Source organism: Rasiella rasia (assembly GCF_011044175.1).
Lineage (GTDB): Bacteria > Bacteroidota > Bacteroidia > Flavobacteriales > Flavobacteriaceae > Marinirhabdus > Marinirhabdus rasia.
Genome location: NZ_CP049057.1, coordinates 2,271,041 through 2,286,501, shown reverse-complemented (window position 1 = coordinate 2,286,501; position 15,461 = coordinate 2,271,041). Strand labels below are relative to the sequence as shown.

Genomic DNA, 15,461 nt, shown 5'->3' with positions numbered 1-15,461 from the left:
CCTAAATAATTATGAGTAAAAGTATTGAAATTAATTATCTCCCTTCGGATTTCCTTGGGGATATGCAAGCATTTCTTTACGCTCGATATTTTTTATCACGTACACAAAAGTATTCTCTTTATACCTATACGTAATTGCCACATCTTCACTGCTTATTTCTAAAGGTAGTTTTTTGGGCGGGGTATTCTGTGCTTCTTTTATAGGATTGCTATCCATGATTACATCTGGACGAGTTTTTCCCCTTTTTATGTTCGCAACATAGGCAATGGCACTGGTCATTTTTCGTTCTAGAGGAGCACTATTATTTTTAAAATACGCGTTTAAAAAGGTTACTTCTGGATCTGCAGTTTCAAACCTCAGATGAATGTTAGTTCCGCTTCCTCCTCCCTGAATTCCAGCAACCCAATCTTGGTAATAGCTATTGACTAGTTTAAACGGTGGATTCTGTTCTGTCTGCATGGAAGAAGTTTCTATATTACTGCTTCCACAGTTAGAAAAACTAAATAATACCAAGGACATTCCGAGCAACGCAAAAAGGGATTTCATTGATTTCATACGCATGATTTATAGGCTATAATTCAAAAGCCTTGCCATAAAGATAGATATAAAAAAACCTCTTAGACATTCATCTAAGAGGTTCTTATAATTTTCGAGGACTATTATTTATCCTGCCAAAGCTTCGGCTCCACCAACAATTTCTAAAATTTCATTGGTAATTGCTGCCTGACGGGCTTTGTTGTATTGTAATTTAAGTGCGTCGCGCAACTCGGTTGCATTATCTGTTGCTTTGTGCATGGCGGTCATACGTGCACCGTGTTCGCTTGCAACAGAATCTCTTAATGCCTTAAACAATTGTGTCTTTAAGCTCTTCGGAATTAATCCTTCAACGATTTCTTCTTTTGAAGGCTCAAATATATAATTTTGAGTTGTTCCAGTATTGGCAACATCGTCGTTCTGACGTGGTAAAATTGGCAAAAACTGCTCGCGCATTACTTCTTGCGTCGCTGCATTCTTAAAGTGGTTGTACGTTAAAATAATCTTATCGTACTTTCCTTCAGCAAAACTTGTCATTAAAGTATCTGCAATTTCAGCTACATTATCATAGGTCAATTCGTCAAAAATTTCAGAATTGAAGGTAATAACGTTTCCGCTTTTCTTTAAGATATCGTTTCCTTTTTTACCTAGTGTAATAAAATCTACTTGTTTTCCGGCGTAGGTTTCATTTTTTAAGGCCTGTGAGGCTTTAATTACGTTAGTGTTAAAGGCTCCTGCCAAACCGCGGTTAGACGTAATAGCAACAACCAATACCTTGTTTACCTCACGTTGTTCAGAATAAGTGCTTCCACTGTCTGAGTCTAACGTAGCACTCAAGTTTTGTAATAATTCTGTTAGCTTTTCAGAATAGGGACGCATTGCTGTAATGGCATCCTGCGCTTTTTTCAATTTTGCAGCAGAAACCATTTTCATGGCACTGGTAATCTGCATCGTTGAACCTACCGATGCTATTCTATTTCTAATTTCCTTAAGATTCGCCATTCTTTTTTGTTATCAAACCAGAGTTATACTGGTTGCGTTATAAAAGACCCTTCTGCTGTGCTTCAAAAACTTAGCACTTACTTGGGGTGACACTTTTTCTGTTAGTTAAGCTTTATACTTGGCTGACAGGTCTGCGGCTACTGTAGTTAACACATCTATTACTTGATCTGTTAGCTTTCCAGCTTTCAATGTATCTAGGGTGTCTCTATGCTTAGCATTCAACATTTCTAGATAGTCTCTTTCAAATTCCTTTACTTTTTCTACTGGTACGTTACGTAACAAGTTTTTAGAACCGGCATAGATAATAGAAATCTGATCTTCTACCGTAAACGGTGTGTTTTCAGCTTGCTTTAGAATCTCTACGTTACGTTTACCTTTTTCAATTACATTTAAGGTCGCAGCATCAAGGTCTGAACCAAATTTAGCAAAGGCTTCTAATTCACGGAAAGCAGCCTGGTCTAATTTTAATGTACCTGATACTTTTTTCATTGACTTAATCTGTGCATTACCACCTACACGAGATACCGAAATACCCACGTTAATTGCTGGACGTACACCAGAGTTAAACAAGTCACCATCTAAGAATATCTGTCCATCTGTAATCGAGATTACGTTTGTTGGAATATATGCAGAAACGTCACCTGCTTGTGTTTCAATAATAGGAAGTGCAGTAAGTGATCCGCCTCCTTTTACAATTCCTTTTAACGATTCTGGAAGGTCGTTCATTTCAGCAGCAATCGCATCATCTGCAATAACTTTTGCAGCACGCTCTAACAATCTTGAGTGTAAGAAGAATACATCTCCAGGATATGCTTCACGTCCTGGTGGGCGACGTAATAATAAAGAAACCTCACGGTATGCAACGGCTTGTTTCGACAAATCATCGTACACAATTAAGGCTGGTCTTCCTGTATCTCTAAAGTACTCTCCAATGGCCGCACCTGCAAACGGAGCATAAACCTGCATTGGTGCAGGATCTGATGCATTTGCCGCAACAATTGTAGTATAGGCTAGGGCTCCAGCATCTTCTAATACTTTTGCAATGTTTGCAACAGTAGAAGCTTTTTGTCCGATAGCAACATAGATACAATATACTGGTTCTCCAGCATCGTAAAATTCTTTCTGATTTAAGATGGTATCAATAGTAACAGTAGACTTTCCTGTTTGACGGTCACCAATTACTAATTCACGTTGTCCACGCCCAACTGGGATCATGGCATCGATACTCTTAATTCCTGTTTGTAACGGCTCAGTTACTGGCTGGCGGTAGATTACACCTGGCGCTTTACGCTCTAGTGGCATTTCGTACAACTCACCTTCAATAGCACCTTTTCCGTCGATAGGCTGTCCTAGTGTGTTTACCACACGCCCAACAATACCTTCTCCTACGTTAATAGATGCAATACGCTGTGTACGTTTTACAGTAGCTCCTTCAGAAATACCTCTAGAAGGTCCTAACAATACAACTCCTACATTATCTTCTTCAAGGTTTAATACGATACCTTCCATACCGTTTTCAAACGCTACCAATTCTCCGTATTCGGCGTTTGCAAGCCCGTATACACGTGCAATACCATCACCTACAGTTAATACAGTTCCTACTTCGTCTAATGAAGCTGTTGCTTCAAAACCTGTAAGTTGTTGTTTTAAGATTGCTGAAACTTCAGCTGGTTTAACTTCTGCCATGTCAATTTTAGATTTACGAAGTTCGATTTACAATTTTAGGTGCGAACCGAAACATTCTTCTATTTAATAGTATAAACAATAATACTTTGCTACAGCAAACTATTATAATGATTTAGTAAATTCTCTTTTAATCGTATCCAGTTGGTTGGCGATACTTGCGTTGTACTGCAAATCTCCAACGCGGAGGATAAATCCGCCGATGATTGATTCATCTAATTTATTTTGAAGGGTTACGTTATCGCTCCCTGTCATTTCTTTTACTTTAGCCAGCACCTTATTCTCAAGTTCTGAAGACAATGGTACCGCTGTAGTAACCTCTGCAACTTTAACACCTTTAGCTTGGTTGTATAAGTCTACATAACTATTGGCTACCCCACCTAACAATTCAATACGTTTATTGGTTGTTAAGATGTCTATTAGGCCTTTGGTAACATCAGAATTATTCTCAAAAATCTTCACCAAGGCTTGCTTCTTATCTTCGCCTTTAATAACTGGACTGCTTAACACAGTGCGCAATTCTTTGCTATTTTCTAAGGTTGCTGCCACAGACTTCATGTCGCCAAAAACAACTTCACCTAAATTGGCTTCATTGGCTTGCTCTAAGGCTGCTTTTGCATATCGAATGGCTGCTCTGCTGCTCATTTTAATCTAGTTTAGGTTGGCGTCTTTCAACATGTTATCTACCAATTCCAATTGCTTGTCTTTGTTAGATAATTCGTTTTTCACAACTTTTTCGGCGATTTCTACAGATAGTGAAGCTACTGTTTCTTTTAATTCGGCAATAGCTGCTTTCTTTTCACCTTCAATTGCTGTTTGTGCATTTGCAATAGTTTTGTTGGCTTCAGCTTGTGCTTCTTCTTTAGCATCTGCTATCATTTTAGCCTTCATCTCGCGTGCTTCTTTCAGCATTAATTCACGTTCTGCGCGTGCTTCTTGCAATAATTTCTCGTTATCTGCCTGCAAATTAGCCATTTCTAATTTGGCTTTTTCTGCAGAAGCTAATGCATCTTTAATACCTTCTTCTCGCTCATTAACCGCGTTCAAGATTGGTTTCCAAGCATACTTTCTCAACAAGAGAAGTAACCCAATAAACAATAATGATTGCCAGAAAAAGAGTCCGATTGAAAATTCTCCTAATAATTTTTCCATAGTATTGCCCACCTGCGTGGGTATCTATTTAATGATACTTAACTGCTTTTGTTTAATTTTTTGAAAACAGTTCCTGCAGCCAACCGCTGCAGGAAGTAGTTTTCAATGAGCTTAATTACGCTGCGAAAATCGCCGCGAAACCAATACCTTCAATAAGCGCCGCTGCAATAAGCATCGCTGTTTGAATTTTTCCGTAAGCTTCAGGCTGACGTGCGATAGCTTCCATAGCTTTCCCACCAATTTGCCCAATACCGATACCTACACCGATTACTGCTAAACCTGCTCCTACAATAGTTGGAATTGTCATAATATATAAATTTAAAAATTAAACGTTCTTACTTAAATTTGTTAAAGAAAAGTCTTCTTTTAAAGAATGCTTTCCTCTTATTCGTGCCTCTTTTGTCATTCTCCCACTCCTATTGTCGTTCGTCGATGACAAGGGAGGCATTATAAATGTTGTATCTCTCCTTCGTGTTCTTCTGCGTGTTCATGGGTTTCGCTTGCAAAACCAAAGTACAATGCAGACAACATAGTAAAGATGTACGCTTGTAATGCTGCCACTAATAATTCAATTAGCGAGATTGCAAACGACAATCCAAATGATAATGTTCCTCCATACCAATTATTGAAGATATAGATAAGACCTAATAAGCTACCCAATACAATATGTCCTGCTTGCATGTTTGCGTACAGACGAATTAATAATGAAAAAGGCTTAATGAAGATCCCTAGCACTTCAATTGGAATGAGGATAATATATAAAGGTATTTTTGCGATCCAAGGCATACTATCTCCTAGTGGGTCGAAAATGTGTTTCCAGTAATCTTTGGTTCCTGTAAAGTTGGTTAACAAGAATGTAACAATTGCCAATGCCGTGGTAATTGCGATATTTCCAGTTACATTTACTCCTAGCGGTGTTAGACCGAAAAGGTTCAAGAACCAAATAAAGAAAAATACGGTTAGCAAGAAAGGCATGTATTTTCTATAGCTCTTCTCGCCAATGTTTGGAATTGCAATATCGTCACGAATATAAAGCACGATAGGCTCAAAAAAACGTCCAGGGCCTGAAGCAATGCTTCCATTCTTCACATAACTTTTTGCCAAGCCTCTAAACAAAAAGAACATGATTAGCGAAACAATCATAATCATAAAAACACTCTTTGTGATAGAAAAATCTAATGGCTTTGCATTAGATACGTGATGTCCGTCTGCTTCGTAGTTTATGGCTCCTGAAGCATCTGTTTCATATATTTTATACGTGTGGGTGTCTAATGCGAAGTATTTTCCGTTTGACTCTACAACTTCTTCTCCGTGATGAAATGCTCCCGAAGCGAACACATGCAATCCGTCAGACCATAAAATAACAGGTAATGAAAAACCAATACTGTGATCCTTTCCGTCGTCACCTGTGTAAGAATACAGGGTAAAATCGTGAGTATCTAAGTTGTGGTGTTTTACGTATTCACTTACTTCTCTCTTTCTTTCTGCCTTTGCTTCTTCGGTATTCTCCATCTTATCTGTACAAGAGAAGGTTCCCAAAGTAATGGCTAGTAGTAAAAGTAATTTTCCAAGTGTTTTTCTTTGCATACCGAACGTACTATAAACTGTCCTTAAAATCGGTGCAAAAATACTGTTCTTTTACAGAATCCAAAAACTATTTTAGTTCTTTTTTTTCTCTGAAATTGTAGTTGGTTTATCCGAGTTATTTTCTTCGGAAAAACTCTGATTATTAAGCTGTTTGCCGAGATGGTATACTTCTAAAATTAAACACAGTGCATAAGGAACGAAGAATGTAGTAAATTCAATGGTTTCCATCTTTCCATCTGCGGTGTAACTTGGGTAGAAAACTATAAAAAAAACAAGAAATTTTAACAGACTTCCGGCAAAGAAAATAAACCCACCTTTAGCCGATCCATCTTTCATATTTCGCTCTACAAAGAACAAAATCACGCCAGCTAGTACAAAATTAACAGCATAAGAGCGTATAATTTTGTTATCAAACAACGGATATTCTTGAACGTTTAGCACAAATATGTGCACGCCAAACACCAAAACAAGTGCTAAGAGTAAGATTGCTAAAAACTGAAAATTACGCTGCATTACTTGTTTAACCTATTGGTTTGCTTAACTACTAAAAATAAAGAAACAGAAACACCAAACAAAGTGCATAGAATAAGGTATAATTTACTGCCCGAAGCACCATAAGTAGTGTCTAGCCACTTGCCTAATTGCACAAAGCCATAAATAATAACTCCCATTTCTATGGCGATAGCCGAAAGTACGGCCCAACGTTTAAGACCCGTTGGTGATTTTTTGGTCAAACCTTATTATTTAAGAGGTTCAGAAGCCTTTTTAAGTCGCTGCTTACGGTCGTAAGGGTGAGCTTTCTCTTCAGATGAAGTTTCTGTAGTGCTCAACTTTTTAGCTCCTTGCATGCTACACGAAGCATTGAAAGTAGCTCCTGGCTCTACAGCCAATTTACCTACTATAACTTCACCCTCTATATGAGCCGTTGCTTTTAAAGTAAGTGTGCCTGTTACATCTAAATCGCCGTTAAAAGTTCCTTCTATATCGGCATTTTCGCAAATAAGCTTTCCTGTAACGGTTCCTGTTTTACCAATAACTACTTTAGAGGGTTTACTAATACTTCCTTCTACTTTTCCGTCGATTCTAAAAAACCCACTAGAGACGATATCTCCTTTCAGTTCGGTTCCTTCGTTAATTCTGTTTTGACTTGCTGATGGTTCCATATTTTTTTTATCTTTTTTATCTGAAAACATAAGAGTTAGTATTTAGGGATGGTTGTTTTCTATTTTTCGGTTCCTTCGTTTAAGTAGCTGTCTAGGTTTTTATGTATTTGAACTATTTTATAGTTTGGTGACGAAATTTCGAAAGAAGGACGCTTAATTTTGTACTTCTTGTTTTCTTTAAGCACATCTGCAAAACCACGACCACCAAGGCGCGTATTTAATCCGTGAATAATCACCAGGGTAGTATTGGGGTTGTAATAATCTATCGAGGTGCTCATATTAAAGTAATTATACTCTTTTATCGCCTCGTCTAATTTGGCTAATAAGGCCTCTGCAGCTGGGCGTTCTGAGGTCGCAAACTGATATACCACCTTCCAATTATCGCTTTCTTCATCGGTTACAAACGCAGTATTCGAAATACCTGGCAATACAAATTTATAGGTATTCTCAGCTTCTTTACCCTCGTCGGCATTAGGGTAATTTAAAGAAATATAGTTAAGCGCTTTCTTATATGCTTCAAATCCATCTTGTCTCCCCAGTGCAGTTGCCTTTAGCATTTCTAGCTTTGGCACAATATCGTTTCCGTTATAGAGCGTAATATACTCGTCTGCGGTTGCTATTACATACCCATAGCGCGATTTTTCGAATTCCTTAAACAGCGCATTGTATTTAAATTCTGGACTCGATTCGTCTGTTGCTAACTGCGTATTTGGGTTTAATAAAATTTCAGCATAACGAGACTCAGGATGATTGTTAATGATGTCATTCTTGTATTTATCTGCAAGCGCTACATTTTCTTGTAAATCGTAAATCTTGTACAAATTATACTTTGTAGGCAATATTAGGCGCTCCTCAGGGTTCAACGTTAGCAATTTTTCTAATCGATTTGTCGCCAAGTCGTACTCTCTAAATTTCTCTTTATAAATAAGTCCTAATTGGTAATAAGCAAAGTTTCTATCTTTGCCAATACTGTCTATTACAACTTGATCTGTTGGTACACTTGCTAGATACGATTCTGGATTAAATCGTTGGCTTTCTTTAATTGTAGCTACTGTTTCTATTGGCCCTTCTTCTGTAATAGTAGTTGTAGTTTTACTAGATAGCCTCCAATAATCTGCTAACTTTCTGCTTCCCCATATTTTCTGAAATTCCTGTTTTCCGTAAGAAAGGGTTGTAGAGTTATAAAAATAGAATGCGCTTTGTGTGCTTCCTCCTTTTTTATTAGGAGTAATACCATTCTTTTTATAAAATTCGTTATTTGCTACCTTTTCTTCCGCTTCAACTTGCGCTATACTATCAAGCCTAGCTTGCTCTTTTAAGCGCGTTGTATACTCTGTAAAATAAGCTAAGCGTTCTTCTGGGTTCATACCCACTAAAGCAAGAATACTGTCATTTTGCGTAGCAATATCTTCGTACTTAATTACATCGTCTAAATTCTCACGCTTTTTCTTAAAGAGTCTCCATTCTTTAGAATTTACCGCCAAATTTGTGATTGTACTATCGTAATAGGCACCTGCAATTTTATACTCTGCATTGTCAAAATTAATTTCTGCCAATGTTCTATAGTTCATCGACTGCAGGTAATCGTCTTGCTTGTAATTTTTAATTGACTTATTGTAATATTCTACAGCGCGATCTATGCTGTCGTTACTTCTGTAATATTCGCCAATCTGATTGTAAATCTTATCTAAAAAAGGTCTGTTCTCGCGGTCTTCTTCTAATTCTGTAAGTAATTCTAAAAAGGCGACTTTGTCTTCTTTTTCGTAGTCGAAATTTTTAGCTTTTGCGATGTAAGCATTTATCATGTACACACGTGGCGATTTCCTATTCATTTCAATCACCTCATCATACGCCATGTTAGCGCTGTCTTTTTGTTCTAGACGGTCATATACCTGCCCTTTAATATAGGCGTAACGCCCTTTTAACTCTTTGTTTTTTTCGTATTCTGAAGCTAACTTTATATATGGTAATGCTTCTTGCAGTGAATCTAAATTTATGTATGCTTGTGCCATTATTGCCGAAGCTTCTGCCAACTCTTCTTCTTCTAAATCGGCTGTATCCATCATCTCCTGAAGGTTTTCAAGAGCAATGTCTTCGTTGTCTAGACGAATATTGGTTTTAGCTTTCCAAACCTTGGCGCGATTAATATTATTACTTGTTGGGTAGCGATTCAAGATAAAGTTAAAAGCATCTTGTGCAGGTACAAAACGCTGATCGAAATAACGAGCTTTCCCTAAAAGCATGTAGGCTTCGTCTATCTGCGGATTGTATTCTTGGCCATCTATATACATCGAGTGCTTCTGGATTGCCTTTGTTGCTTTTTCTTCTGCTTTATTAAAGCTAGGGTCGCCTTTCTCGCCTGGCATGTCTATATCCTCTTTTATAGTGATACGTTCTACGGGCAGAATTTCCCAAAAATTATCTCGATAGGTCAATGCCAATTCTTCCTTACCAGAATCGAATGCTACGCCACCATTGTATAATGTGTTATACTCTGCAGTAACCGCATGAAAGTTGCGGCTCATAAACGTATTCTTTTTTCTTGAACAGGCTGCTAGCATGAGAATGGCCAACAGTGAGATTGTAATTTTATATATGCCTTTCATCAAAATTTAGTAATTATTCTAATCTGTAAATGGTTCGCCCATAAAAAAATCCATTATCGGTTATTGTGTCGATGCATTGTGGGCATTTTCAATGACTTTTGTTTGTATAGATACTGTAACTTAAATACTTCGGTTTTAGTATGTACACACTAATGGAAGGGTAAAAATACGCTTCTTTTTGAGAATGCAAGGACTTTCTGGGCAAAATTGGGGTCTTTTAAGTCGTTCTGCGGAAAGTTTAAACCAATAGGTTTCCGTATTTTTGTTGAAAAATTGAACATCCTATGAGCGACTTTCATACGCTTCAGATTGCTAAAATTGAAAAAGAGACCCCAAAATCAGTTTCAATTGCCTTTAAAATTCCAGATTCATTAAAGAAGATTTTTTCGCATAAAGCAGGGCAGTATGTCACTATTAAGCACACTGTAAACGGTGTAGAAGTGAGGCGCGCATACTCTATTCATAGCACTCCAGATAGCGAATTGCTTCATATTGGAGTAAAAGAAGTTGAAGGCGGGACGTTTTCAGTATATGCAAATACCAAACTTAAAAATGGTGACACCCTTGAAGTGATGCCGCCTCAAGGAAAATTTGTTGCTGTTCCAAACCCAGACACCTCTAAAAATTACGCCGCCTTTGTTGCGGGTAGTGGTATTACGCCAGTGCTTTCTATTGCATCAACCATCTTAAAAGAAGAACCAGACAGCAAATTTTTACTCGTTTATGGCAATCAGTCGCAGAAAGAGGCAATGTTTCATAGCCAACTGTTAGAACTTGCAAGAACCTACCCAACTAGGTTGTCGCTGGAGTTTTTATACAGTCGTAAGCACGAAGATGGCGCTCGTTTTGGACGCATTGAGCGCAGTATTGTAAATTATTATCTGAAAAATAAATTTGAGTTTACCGTCTTCGACGCATTTTATCTATGTGGCCCAGAACCTATGATAGACGAGGTCTCTTCCACCCTAAAAGAACAGGGAGTGAACGAAAAGGTAATTCATTTCGAGTTATTTACTACAGCTGAAGAGGGTCTTTTGGTAGAGCCGCATGATGGGGACACCCAAATAACAATTACTGTAGACGATGAAACCGAAACGTTTAGTATGCCAAAAACATCTTCTGTATTAGACGCTGCTCTAGACAAAGGATTGGATGCTCCTTATAGTTGCCAAGGCGGAATCTGCAGTACCTGCATTGCCCGAATTACCGAAGGCAAGGCTGAAATGCGAAAAAACCAGATTTTAACAGACGGAGAAATTGCCGAAGGACTTATTTTAACATGCCAAGCACATCCAACTACTGCAGTATTGCACGTAGATTACGACGATGTGTAAGTAGCGGTTAAATTATATCTGAAATCTTTTTGAGTACTACGCTTACAGGAATACTCTGCATTGCATTTTCGTATTCTGCTGGAAATTTATTGCCATACACCGAAGTTGGTATAAGTGGATATTCTTCTCTATTCGCAACCAGCTGATGCTCGTTTGGCTGATTAAAAGGCGTAAAACCCGCATAGGGATGCGTTACTCCCCACATGGTGATTACTGGAATGTTATACAACGCAGCTAAATGCCCATTACTGCTGTCCATCGCAACCATAAGATCTAAATTAGAAATAAGCCGTAGCTCTTCACTCAAGTTTAGTCTACCAGCAATATTCGTTACGTTTTCAAATTGCCTGTCCCATTCTTGTAGCGTCCTTACTTCATCGGCTCCACCACCAAATAAGTAAATTTTATAGTGTCCCTCTTCATTTAGATTAAAAACAACCTCCTTCATTAAATCAAGTGGGTACATTTTACTTTTATATGCTGCAAATGGGGCAATCCCAATCATTTTTTTTGTGTGACTCCCAATAAGGTTATGCAATTCTCGACCAAGTTCTTTTTTAGGAGGAAATTGATGGTTTTCTAAAGCGATTGCATACCCCAATCGTGCAAATACATCGGCATAGCGTTGTTGCGTGCTTTTTAAACGACGTAATTGTTTTGGATTGCTTGTGAGTGCCTTCTTTTCTTGTCTTCCTTTATCGATACTAGCTGTAGCTATTCCTTGTAGTGACAGGTACTTTCTAATGATTTTAGACCTAATCACATTGTGTAAATCGGCAACCGCGTCTACACCTAGTGCTTTTGCTTCTTTTGCCAATTGCAGCAATCCAAGGCCCTTGTGTTTACCATAAACATCTGCTTCCAAAAATTGAAGATTTTTAATGCCCTCAAAAAGCGGTTTAAAAGCAGCTTTTGAAACCACCGTTAACTGAACCTCTGGATAGTGTTGTCTAAAAACACGTAAAACAGGTACGGTCATAGCAACATCTCCTAAGGCAGATAAGCGAATGACAAGAATGTGGTTGGGGGTTTTCATTAAAATAAAACAACACCAGATTTAAAAACCTTAGATAAGGATTTGGTCCAATTATTTTTCCTTGCGTAAAACAGGGTTTAGCTCGTCGTCATTATACATCTTCATTTGCTTGTATACTTTCATGTATTTCGAACCATTGGCAATATCGTGAAGTAACTGGTCTATGGCAGTGCTTAAATCTACGCGCTGTTCTAGTAGTACATCAAGCTTTTTCTTACAGGCGTTGCGATGTTCTAAAGTCGCCGTTTCTCTAGTTGCCTCTTCATTCATGTGATAGATTTTCAATGCTAAAATTGAAAGTCTATCTACACCCCAAGCTGGACTTTCTGTGTTAATAGTAGCATCTTTATTTGGAGTTACATCTTCATACTTTTTCAAAAAGTAACTATCTATATACTCTACCATATCTGTTCTGTCTTGGTTAGAGGCGTCAATTTTTCTTTTTAAAGCAAGTGCAGATACTGGGTCTATGTTGGGGTCGCGTATAATGTCTTCGTAATGCCATTGCACCGTGTCTATCCAGCATTTTCTGTACAATAAATGCTCTAACAAATCTTCGTTTTCATCATACTCATTTTCAAAAGATTGATTTACATCATCTTTGACGTGGTATTTTACAATTGCTTCTAAGAATATCTTATTTGCTTTATCACTGAACATCATAGGGTTATTTAATTATAGTCTCTAAAAAACAACATACAATATGTACGCTTTATCAAGTTGCAAAGGTATCATATTTTGCGATAGTACTTCTCTTCAATGCGCGAATCGAATGGTATATCGTTTTTTCTTCATTACTGAAACTTAACTGTTCGAGTTAAAATTTCCTATAAAAAAAACATTCCAAAAGGAAGTAACGCTACAACCCACAATACCATTTCCTGAAACCAAAAATCATTAACTCTTTCCATGTAATTTGTTGTAGCCACAGCAAGAGGCGCCATTATAAAGAGCAATTCTGCACCCGATTTTACCGGGCTGAAAGCGCTCACAACAATCGAAAGCATCAATATTACCGTAATTAGCTTATAATTAGTTTGCAATTTACGTGGCATAGATGATGCCTTGAGCAATCTTACCACAAATACCCAAAGAAATAAGGTGCCCATTACGGCAGAAGGTATAAGAAGCGCCAATTCATTATAAGCCGCAAAGTTGAAAGACGAAAATGAAATCCAATCGTAAAACCAAGCAATCGTATCAGAATACACCAAATGATAGGTACATGCAAGAATAAGCACAGTAACTACACCTACAATAGGAATAAAAAATAGTCTAAAGCTTTGTGTAGAAATTTTAATAACTGCCCAGTACAGAGGCAAAAGAAACAGTATGCACCAGAAGTGAAAAAGAGAAGCAATGGTAATATAAAAGGCAGCGTCGAGTATTTTTTTCTCTATGTTCAGTTCAGATCCTAAACTCACAATGCGCCGCACAGCCAATAGAACAAATACAGATGAAATTACAATATTAGCTTCAGAAAAGATATTGGGAACCATGGCTATAAAACAGACAAATAAGAACACCGCAAATGTATTGGTCTGTGTTAACGAATTTTTCCGAATAATAAAGTCTAAAAGAAGCATGGAAAATACGAGAAGAAGGAATAATCCGGTTTTTACAAGTACTTCCTTACTTATGATAGCACCAGAATTAGAAACATATATACCCCCTAGTAGCGCAATAAGTAAAAGAAATGCGCACAAAAAAAAGTTTATGGGTTTAGATTTGCCAAAAAAATTTGTGAGCATGGGCGTTGTTTTCTACTTTTGCAAGATAAATATACAATTATGACTTTTAAAGAAGTTTTTGAGGGAATACAATCGTTTACAGAGTCTGTTCTTTTTGCTCCCTATGATGCCTTACGATTGGGCACAGAAAGTTGGGCTATGAGCAATGTGGTAAATTGGTTACTTTCTATTGTTGGTTTTGTTGCCTTTATATACTGGATGGGCCAGTTAAAGAAATTTAACGAAAATAACGAAGAAGACCGCAGCCAGACATCACACGGTTATCTGGGTGATGCCCCTGAAAACTAGTTTTTACTTATAAATCAAAACCGATGTCGGTTCTATAATACATCCTATCGAAATGTAGTTTCTCTATGTTTTGATAGGATTTTTTTAGCGCTTTTCTGAAATCGTCATCTAAGGACGTAATTGCAATAACACGGCCTCCATTGGTTACCAAAGCACCCTCTTTTTCTGCCGTTCCTGCATGAAATACAAGAGAATCTTCTATAGCATCTGCTCCCTGTATTTGTTTCCCTTTTTCGTAAGCCTCAGGATAGCCCCCAGAGACAACCATCACTGTAGTTGCTGCTCGAACATCTATAGACAGTTCAACCTCATCTAGCTTTTGTTGGTAGGTGGCTTGTAATAACGAAACTAAATCTGTTTGTATGCGAGGCAATACAACTTCTGTCTCGGGATCTCCCATACGTACATTGTATTCTATAACATACGGCTCATCATTCACCTTTATAAGTCCGATGAATATAAATCCTTTATAATCTATGTTTTCTTCTTGAAGCCCTTGAACGGTTGGTTTTACTATTCGCTCTTCAATTTTTTGCATTAGGGTTTCATCTGCAAATGGAACCGGAGAAATAGCGCCCATGCCCCCTGTATTTAAGCCCACATCACCTTCTCCTATGCGCTTGTAGTCTTTTGCTGTTGGTAATACTTTATAATTCTTACCATCGGTTAATACAAACACACTAAGCTCAATGCCGTCTAAGAACTCTTCAATCACTACAGTAGTGCTGGCATCACCAAACTTCCCGCTTAGCATGGCTTCTAATTCTGCTTTGGCTTCGTTCAAATCTTGTAAGATTAACACCCCTTTTCCTGCTGCAAGACCATCTGCTTTAAGCACATATGGCGCTTCTAGAGTGTCTAAAAACTGTTTGCCCGCTTCAAGACTTTTGGCAGTAAAGCTAGCATAAGCCGCAGTGGGTATATTATGCTGCAGCATAAACTCTTTTGCTCGTTCTTTACTTCCTTCTAACAAAGCACCTCTTTTTGAAGGACCAATAAGCATAACCTCTTTTAGTGCGTCATCTTCGGAAAAAAAGTTTGCTATCCCTTGCACTAGCGGGTCTTCAGGACCTACTACCACCATGGTAATCTCATTAGAAATAACACATTGTTTAATAGCCTGAAAATCTGTAACACTTAGCGTAATATTGGTAGCTATTTTAGCCGTTCCTGCATTACCAGGCGCCACGAAAAGTTTGGTACATTGGTTACTTTTAACTATCTGATGTGCAAACGTGTGCTCTCTACCCCCAGCTCCTAAAATTAGTATATTCATTGTATATGTCTTCTTAATTATTGCTACGTCACAGAACGAACGAGCTCGT

17 protein-coding genes are annotated in these 15,461 nt (G+C 37.9%); 2 read left to right on the top strand and 15 right to left on the bottom strand.

Going from position 1 to position 15,461, the window contains the following annotated elements:
• Positions 1–30 precede the first annotated feature (30 nt).
• The 11 genes from G5B37_RS10360 to porW form a co-directional block, all read right to left on the bottom strand.
• Positions 31–555, bottom strand: coding sequence for a hypothetical protein (locus G5B37_RS10360; protein ID WP_164679961.1), 525 nt, complete (start codon positions 553–555; stop codon positions 31–33).
• A 108-nt stretch (positions 556–663) separates the two neighbouring features.
• Positions 664–1,536 (bottom strand): ATP synthase F1 subunit gamma, encoded by an 873-nt coding sequence (gene atpG / locus G5B37_RS10355; protein WP_164679960.1) that lies wholly within the window; start codon positions 1,534–1,536, stop codon positions 664–666.
• Positions 1,537–1,641: 105 nt separating this feature from the next.
• Complete coding sequence (gene atpA / locus G5B37_RS10350) at positions 1,642–3,222, bottom strand: F0F1 ATP synthase subunit alpha (protein ID WP_164679959.1); 1,581 nt, start codon at positions 3,220–3,222, stop codon at positions 1,642–1,644.
• A 102-nt stretch (positions 3,223–3,324) separates the two neighbouring features.
• Positions 3,325–3,864 (bottom strand): ATP synthase F1 subunit delta, encoded by a 540-nt coding sequence (gene atpH, locus G5B37_RS10345; RefSeq protein WP_164679958.1) that lies wholly within the window; start codon positions 3,862–3,864, stop codon positions 3,325–3,327.
• A 6-nt stretch (positions 3,865–3,870) separates the two neighbouring features.
• On the bottom strand, positions 3,871–4,371 hold the full coding sequence (locus G5B37_RS10340; protein WP_164679957.1) for a F0F1 ATP synthase subunit B: 501 nt from the start codon (positions 4,369–4,371) through the stop codon (positions 3,871–3,873).
• Between the two features lie 115 nt (positions 4,372–4,486).
• Positions 4,487–4,678 carry an ATP synthase F0 subunit C gene (gene atpE, locus G5B37_RS10335; protein ID WP_164679956.1) on the bottom strand — a complete coding sequence of 64 codons (192 nt, stop codon included), beginning with the start codon at positions 4,676–4,678 and terminating at the stop codon, positions 4,487–4,489.
• A 140-nt stretch (positions 4,679–4,818) separates the two neighbouring features.
• Positions 4,819–5,958, bottom strand: a complete 1,140-nt coding sequence (gene atpB / locus G5B37_RS10330) for a F0F1 ATP synthase subunit A (protein WP_164679955.1) — start codon at positions 5,956–5,958, stop codon at positions 4,819–4,821.
• 72 nt (positions 5,959–6,030) lie between these two features.
• Positions 6,031–6,471: a DUF6168 family protein gene (locus G5B37_RS10325; protein ID WP_164679954.1), complete on the bottom strand. Its 441-nt coding sequence runs from the start codon at positions 6,469–6,471 to the stop codon at positions 6,031–6,033.
• Positions 6,471–6,692, bottom strand: coding sequence for an AtpZ/AtpI family protein (locus G5B37_RS10320; RefSeq protein ID WP_263649786.1), 222 nt, complete (start codon positions 6,690–6,692; stop codon positions 6,471–6,473). The genes G5B37_RS10325 and G5B37_RS10320 overlap by 1 nt, the downstream gene beginning before the upstream one ends.
• A 6-nt stretch (positions 6,693–6,698) precedes the next feature.
• The gene (locus G5B37_RS10315) at positions 6,699–7,121 is read right to left on the bottom strand and encodes a bactofilin family protein (protein WP_318527350.1); all 423 of its coding nucleotides are present in this window, start codon (positions 7,119–7,121) and stop codon (positions 6,699–6,701) included.
• A 59-nt stretch (positions 7,122–7,180) separates the two neighbouring features.
• Entirely contained in the window at positions 7,181–9,646 is a 2,466-nt protein-coding gene (gene porW, locus G5B37_RS10310) for a type IX secretion system periplasmic lipoprotein PorW/SprE (RefSeq protein WP_263649785.1), read from the bottom strand.
• A 365-nt stretch (positions 9,647–10,011) separates the two neighbouring features.
• Between porW and G5B37_RS10305 the strand changes: the two genes are divergently transcribed.
• Positions 10,012–11,061 carry a ferredoxin--NADP reductase gene (locus tag G5B37_RS10305; protein ID WP_164679951.1) on the top strand — a complete coding sequence of 350 codons (1,050 nt, stop codon included), beginning with the start codon at positions 10,012–10,014 and terminating at the stop codon, positions 11,059–11,061.
• 7 nt (positions 11,062–11,068) lie between these two features.
• Here the strand turns inward: G5B37_RS10305 and G5B37_RS10300 are convergent, their stop codons facing one another.
• From G5B37_RS10300 to G5B37_RS10290, 3 genes are all read right to left on the bottom strand, one after another.
• Positions 11,069–12,097, bottom strand: coding sequence for a glycosyltransferase family 9 protein (locus tag G5B37_RS10300; RefSeq protein WP_164679950.1), 1,029 nt, complete (start codon positions 12,095–12,097; stop codon positions 11,069–11,071).
• Between the two features lie 51 nt (positions 12,098–12,148).
• A complete protein-coding gene (locus G5B37_RS10295; protein WP_164680927.1) occupies positions 12,149–12,757 on the bottom strand; it encodes a DUF4254 domain-containing protein in 609 nt (202 codons plus the stop codon).
• Positions 12,758–12,924: 167 nt separating this feature from the next.
• Positions 12,925–13,848, bottom strand: a complete 924-nt coding sequence (locus tag G5B37_RS10290) for a DUF6427 family protein (protein WP_164679949.1) — start codon at positions 13,846–13,848, stop codon at positions 12,925–12,927.
• A gap of 39 nt (positions 13,849–13,887) precedes the next feature.
• Here G5B37_RS10290 and G5B37_RS10285 point away from each other — a divergent pair, with 39 nt between their 5' ends.
• On the top strand, positions 13,888–14,136 hold the full coding sequence (locus G5B37_RS10285; protein ID WP_164679948.1) for a DUF6341 family protein: 249 nt from the start codon (positions 13,888–13,890) through the stop codon (positions 14,134–14,136).
• A 7-nt stretch (positions 14,137–14,143) separates the two neighbouring features.
• Here the strand turns inward: G5B37_RS10285 and purD are convergent, their stop codons facing one another.
• Positions 14,144–15,412: a phosphoribosylamine--glycine ligase gene (purD, locus tag G5B37_RS10280; RefSeq protein WP_164679947.1), complete on the bottom strand. Its 1,269-nt coding sequence runs from the start codon at positions 15,410–15,412 to the stop codon at positions 14,144–14,146.
• Positions 15,413–15,461: the final 49 nt, after the last annotated feature.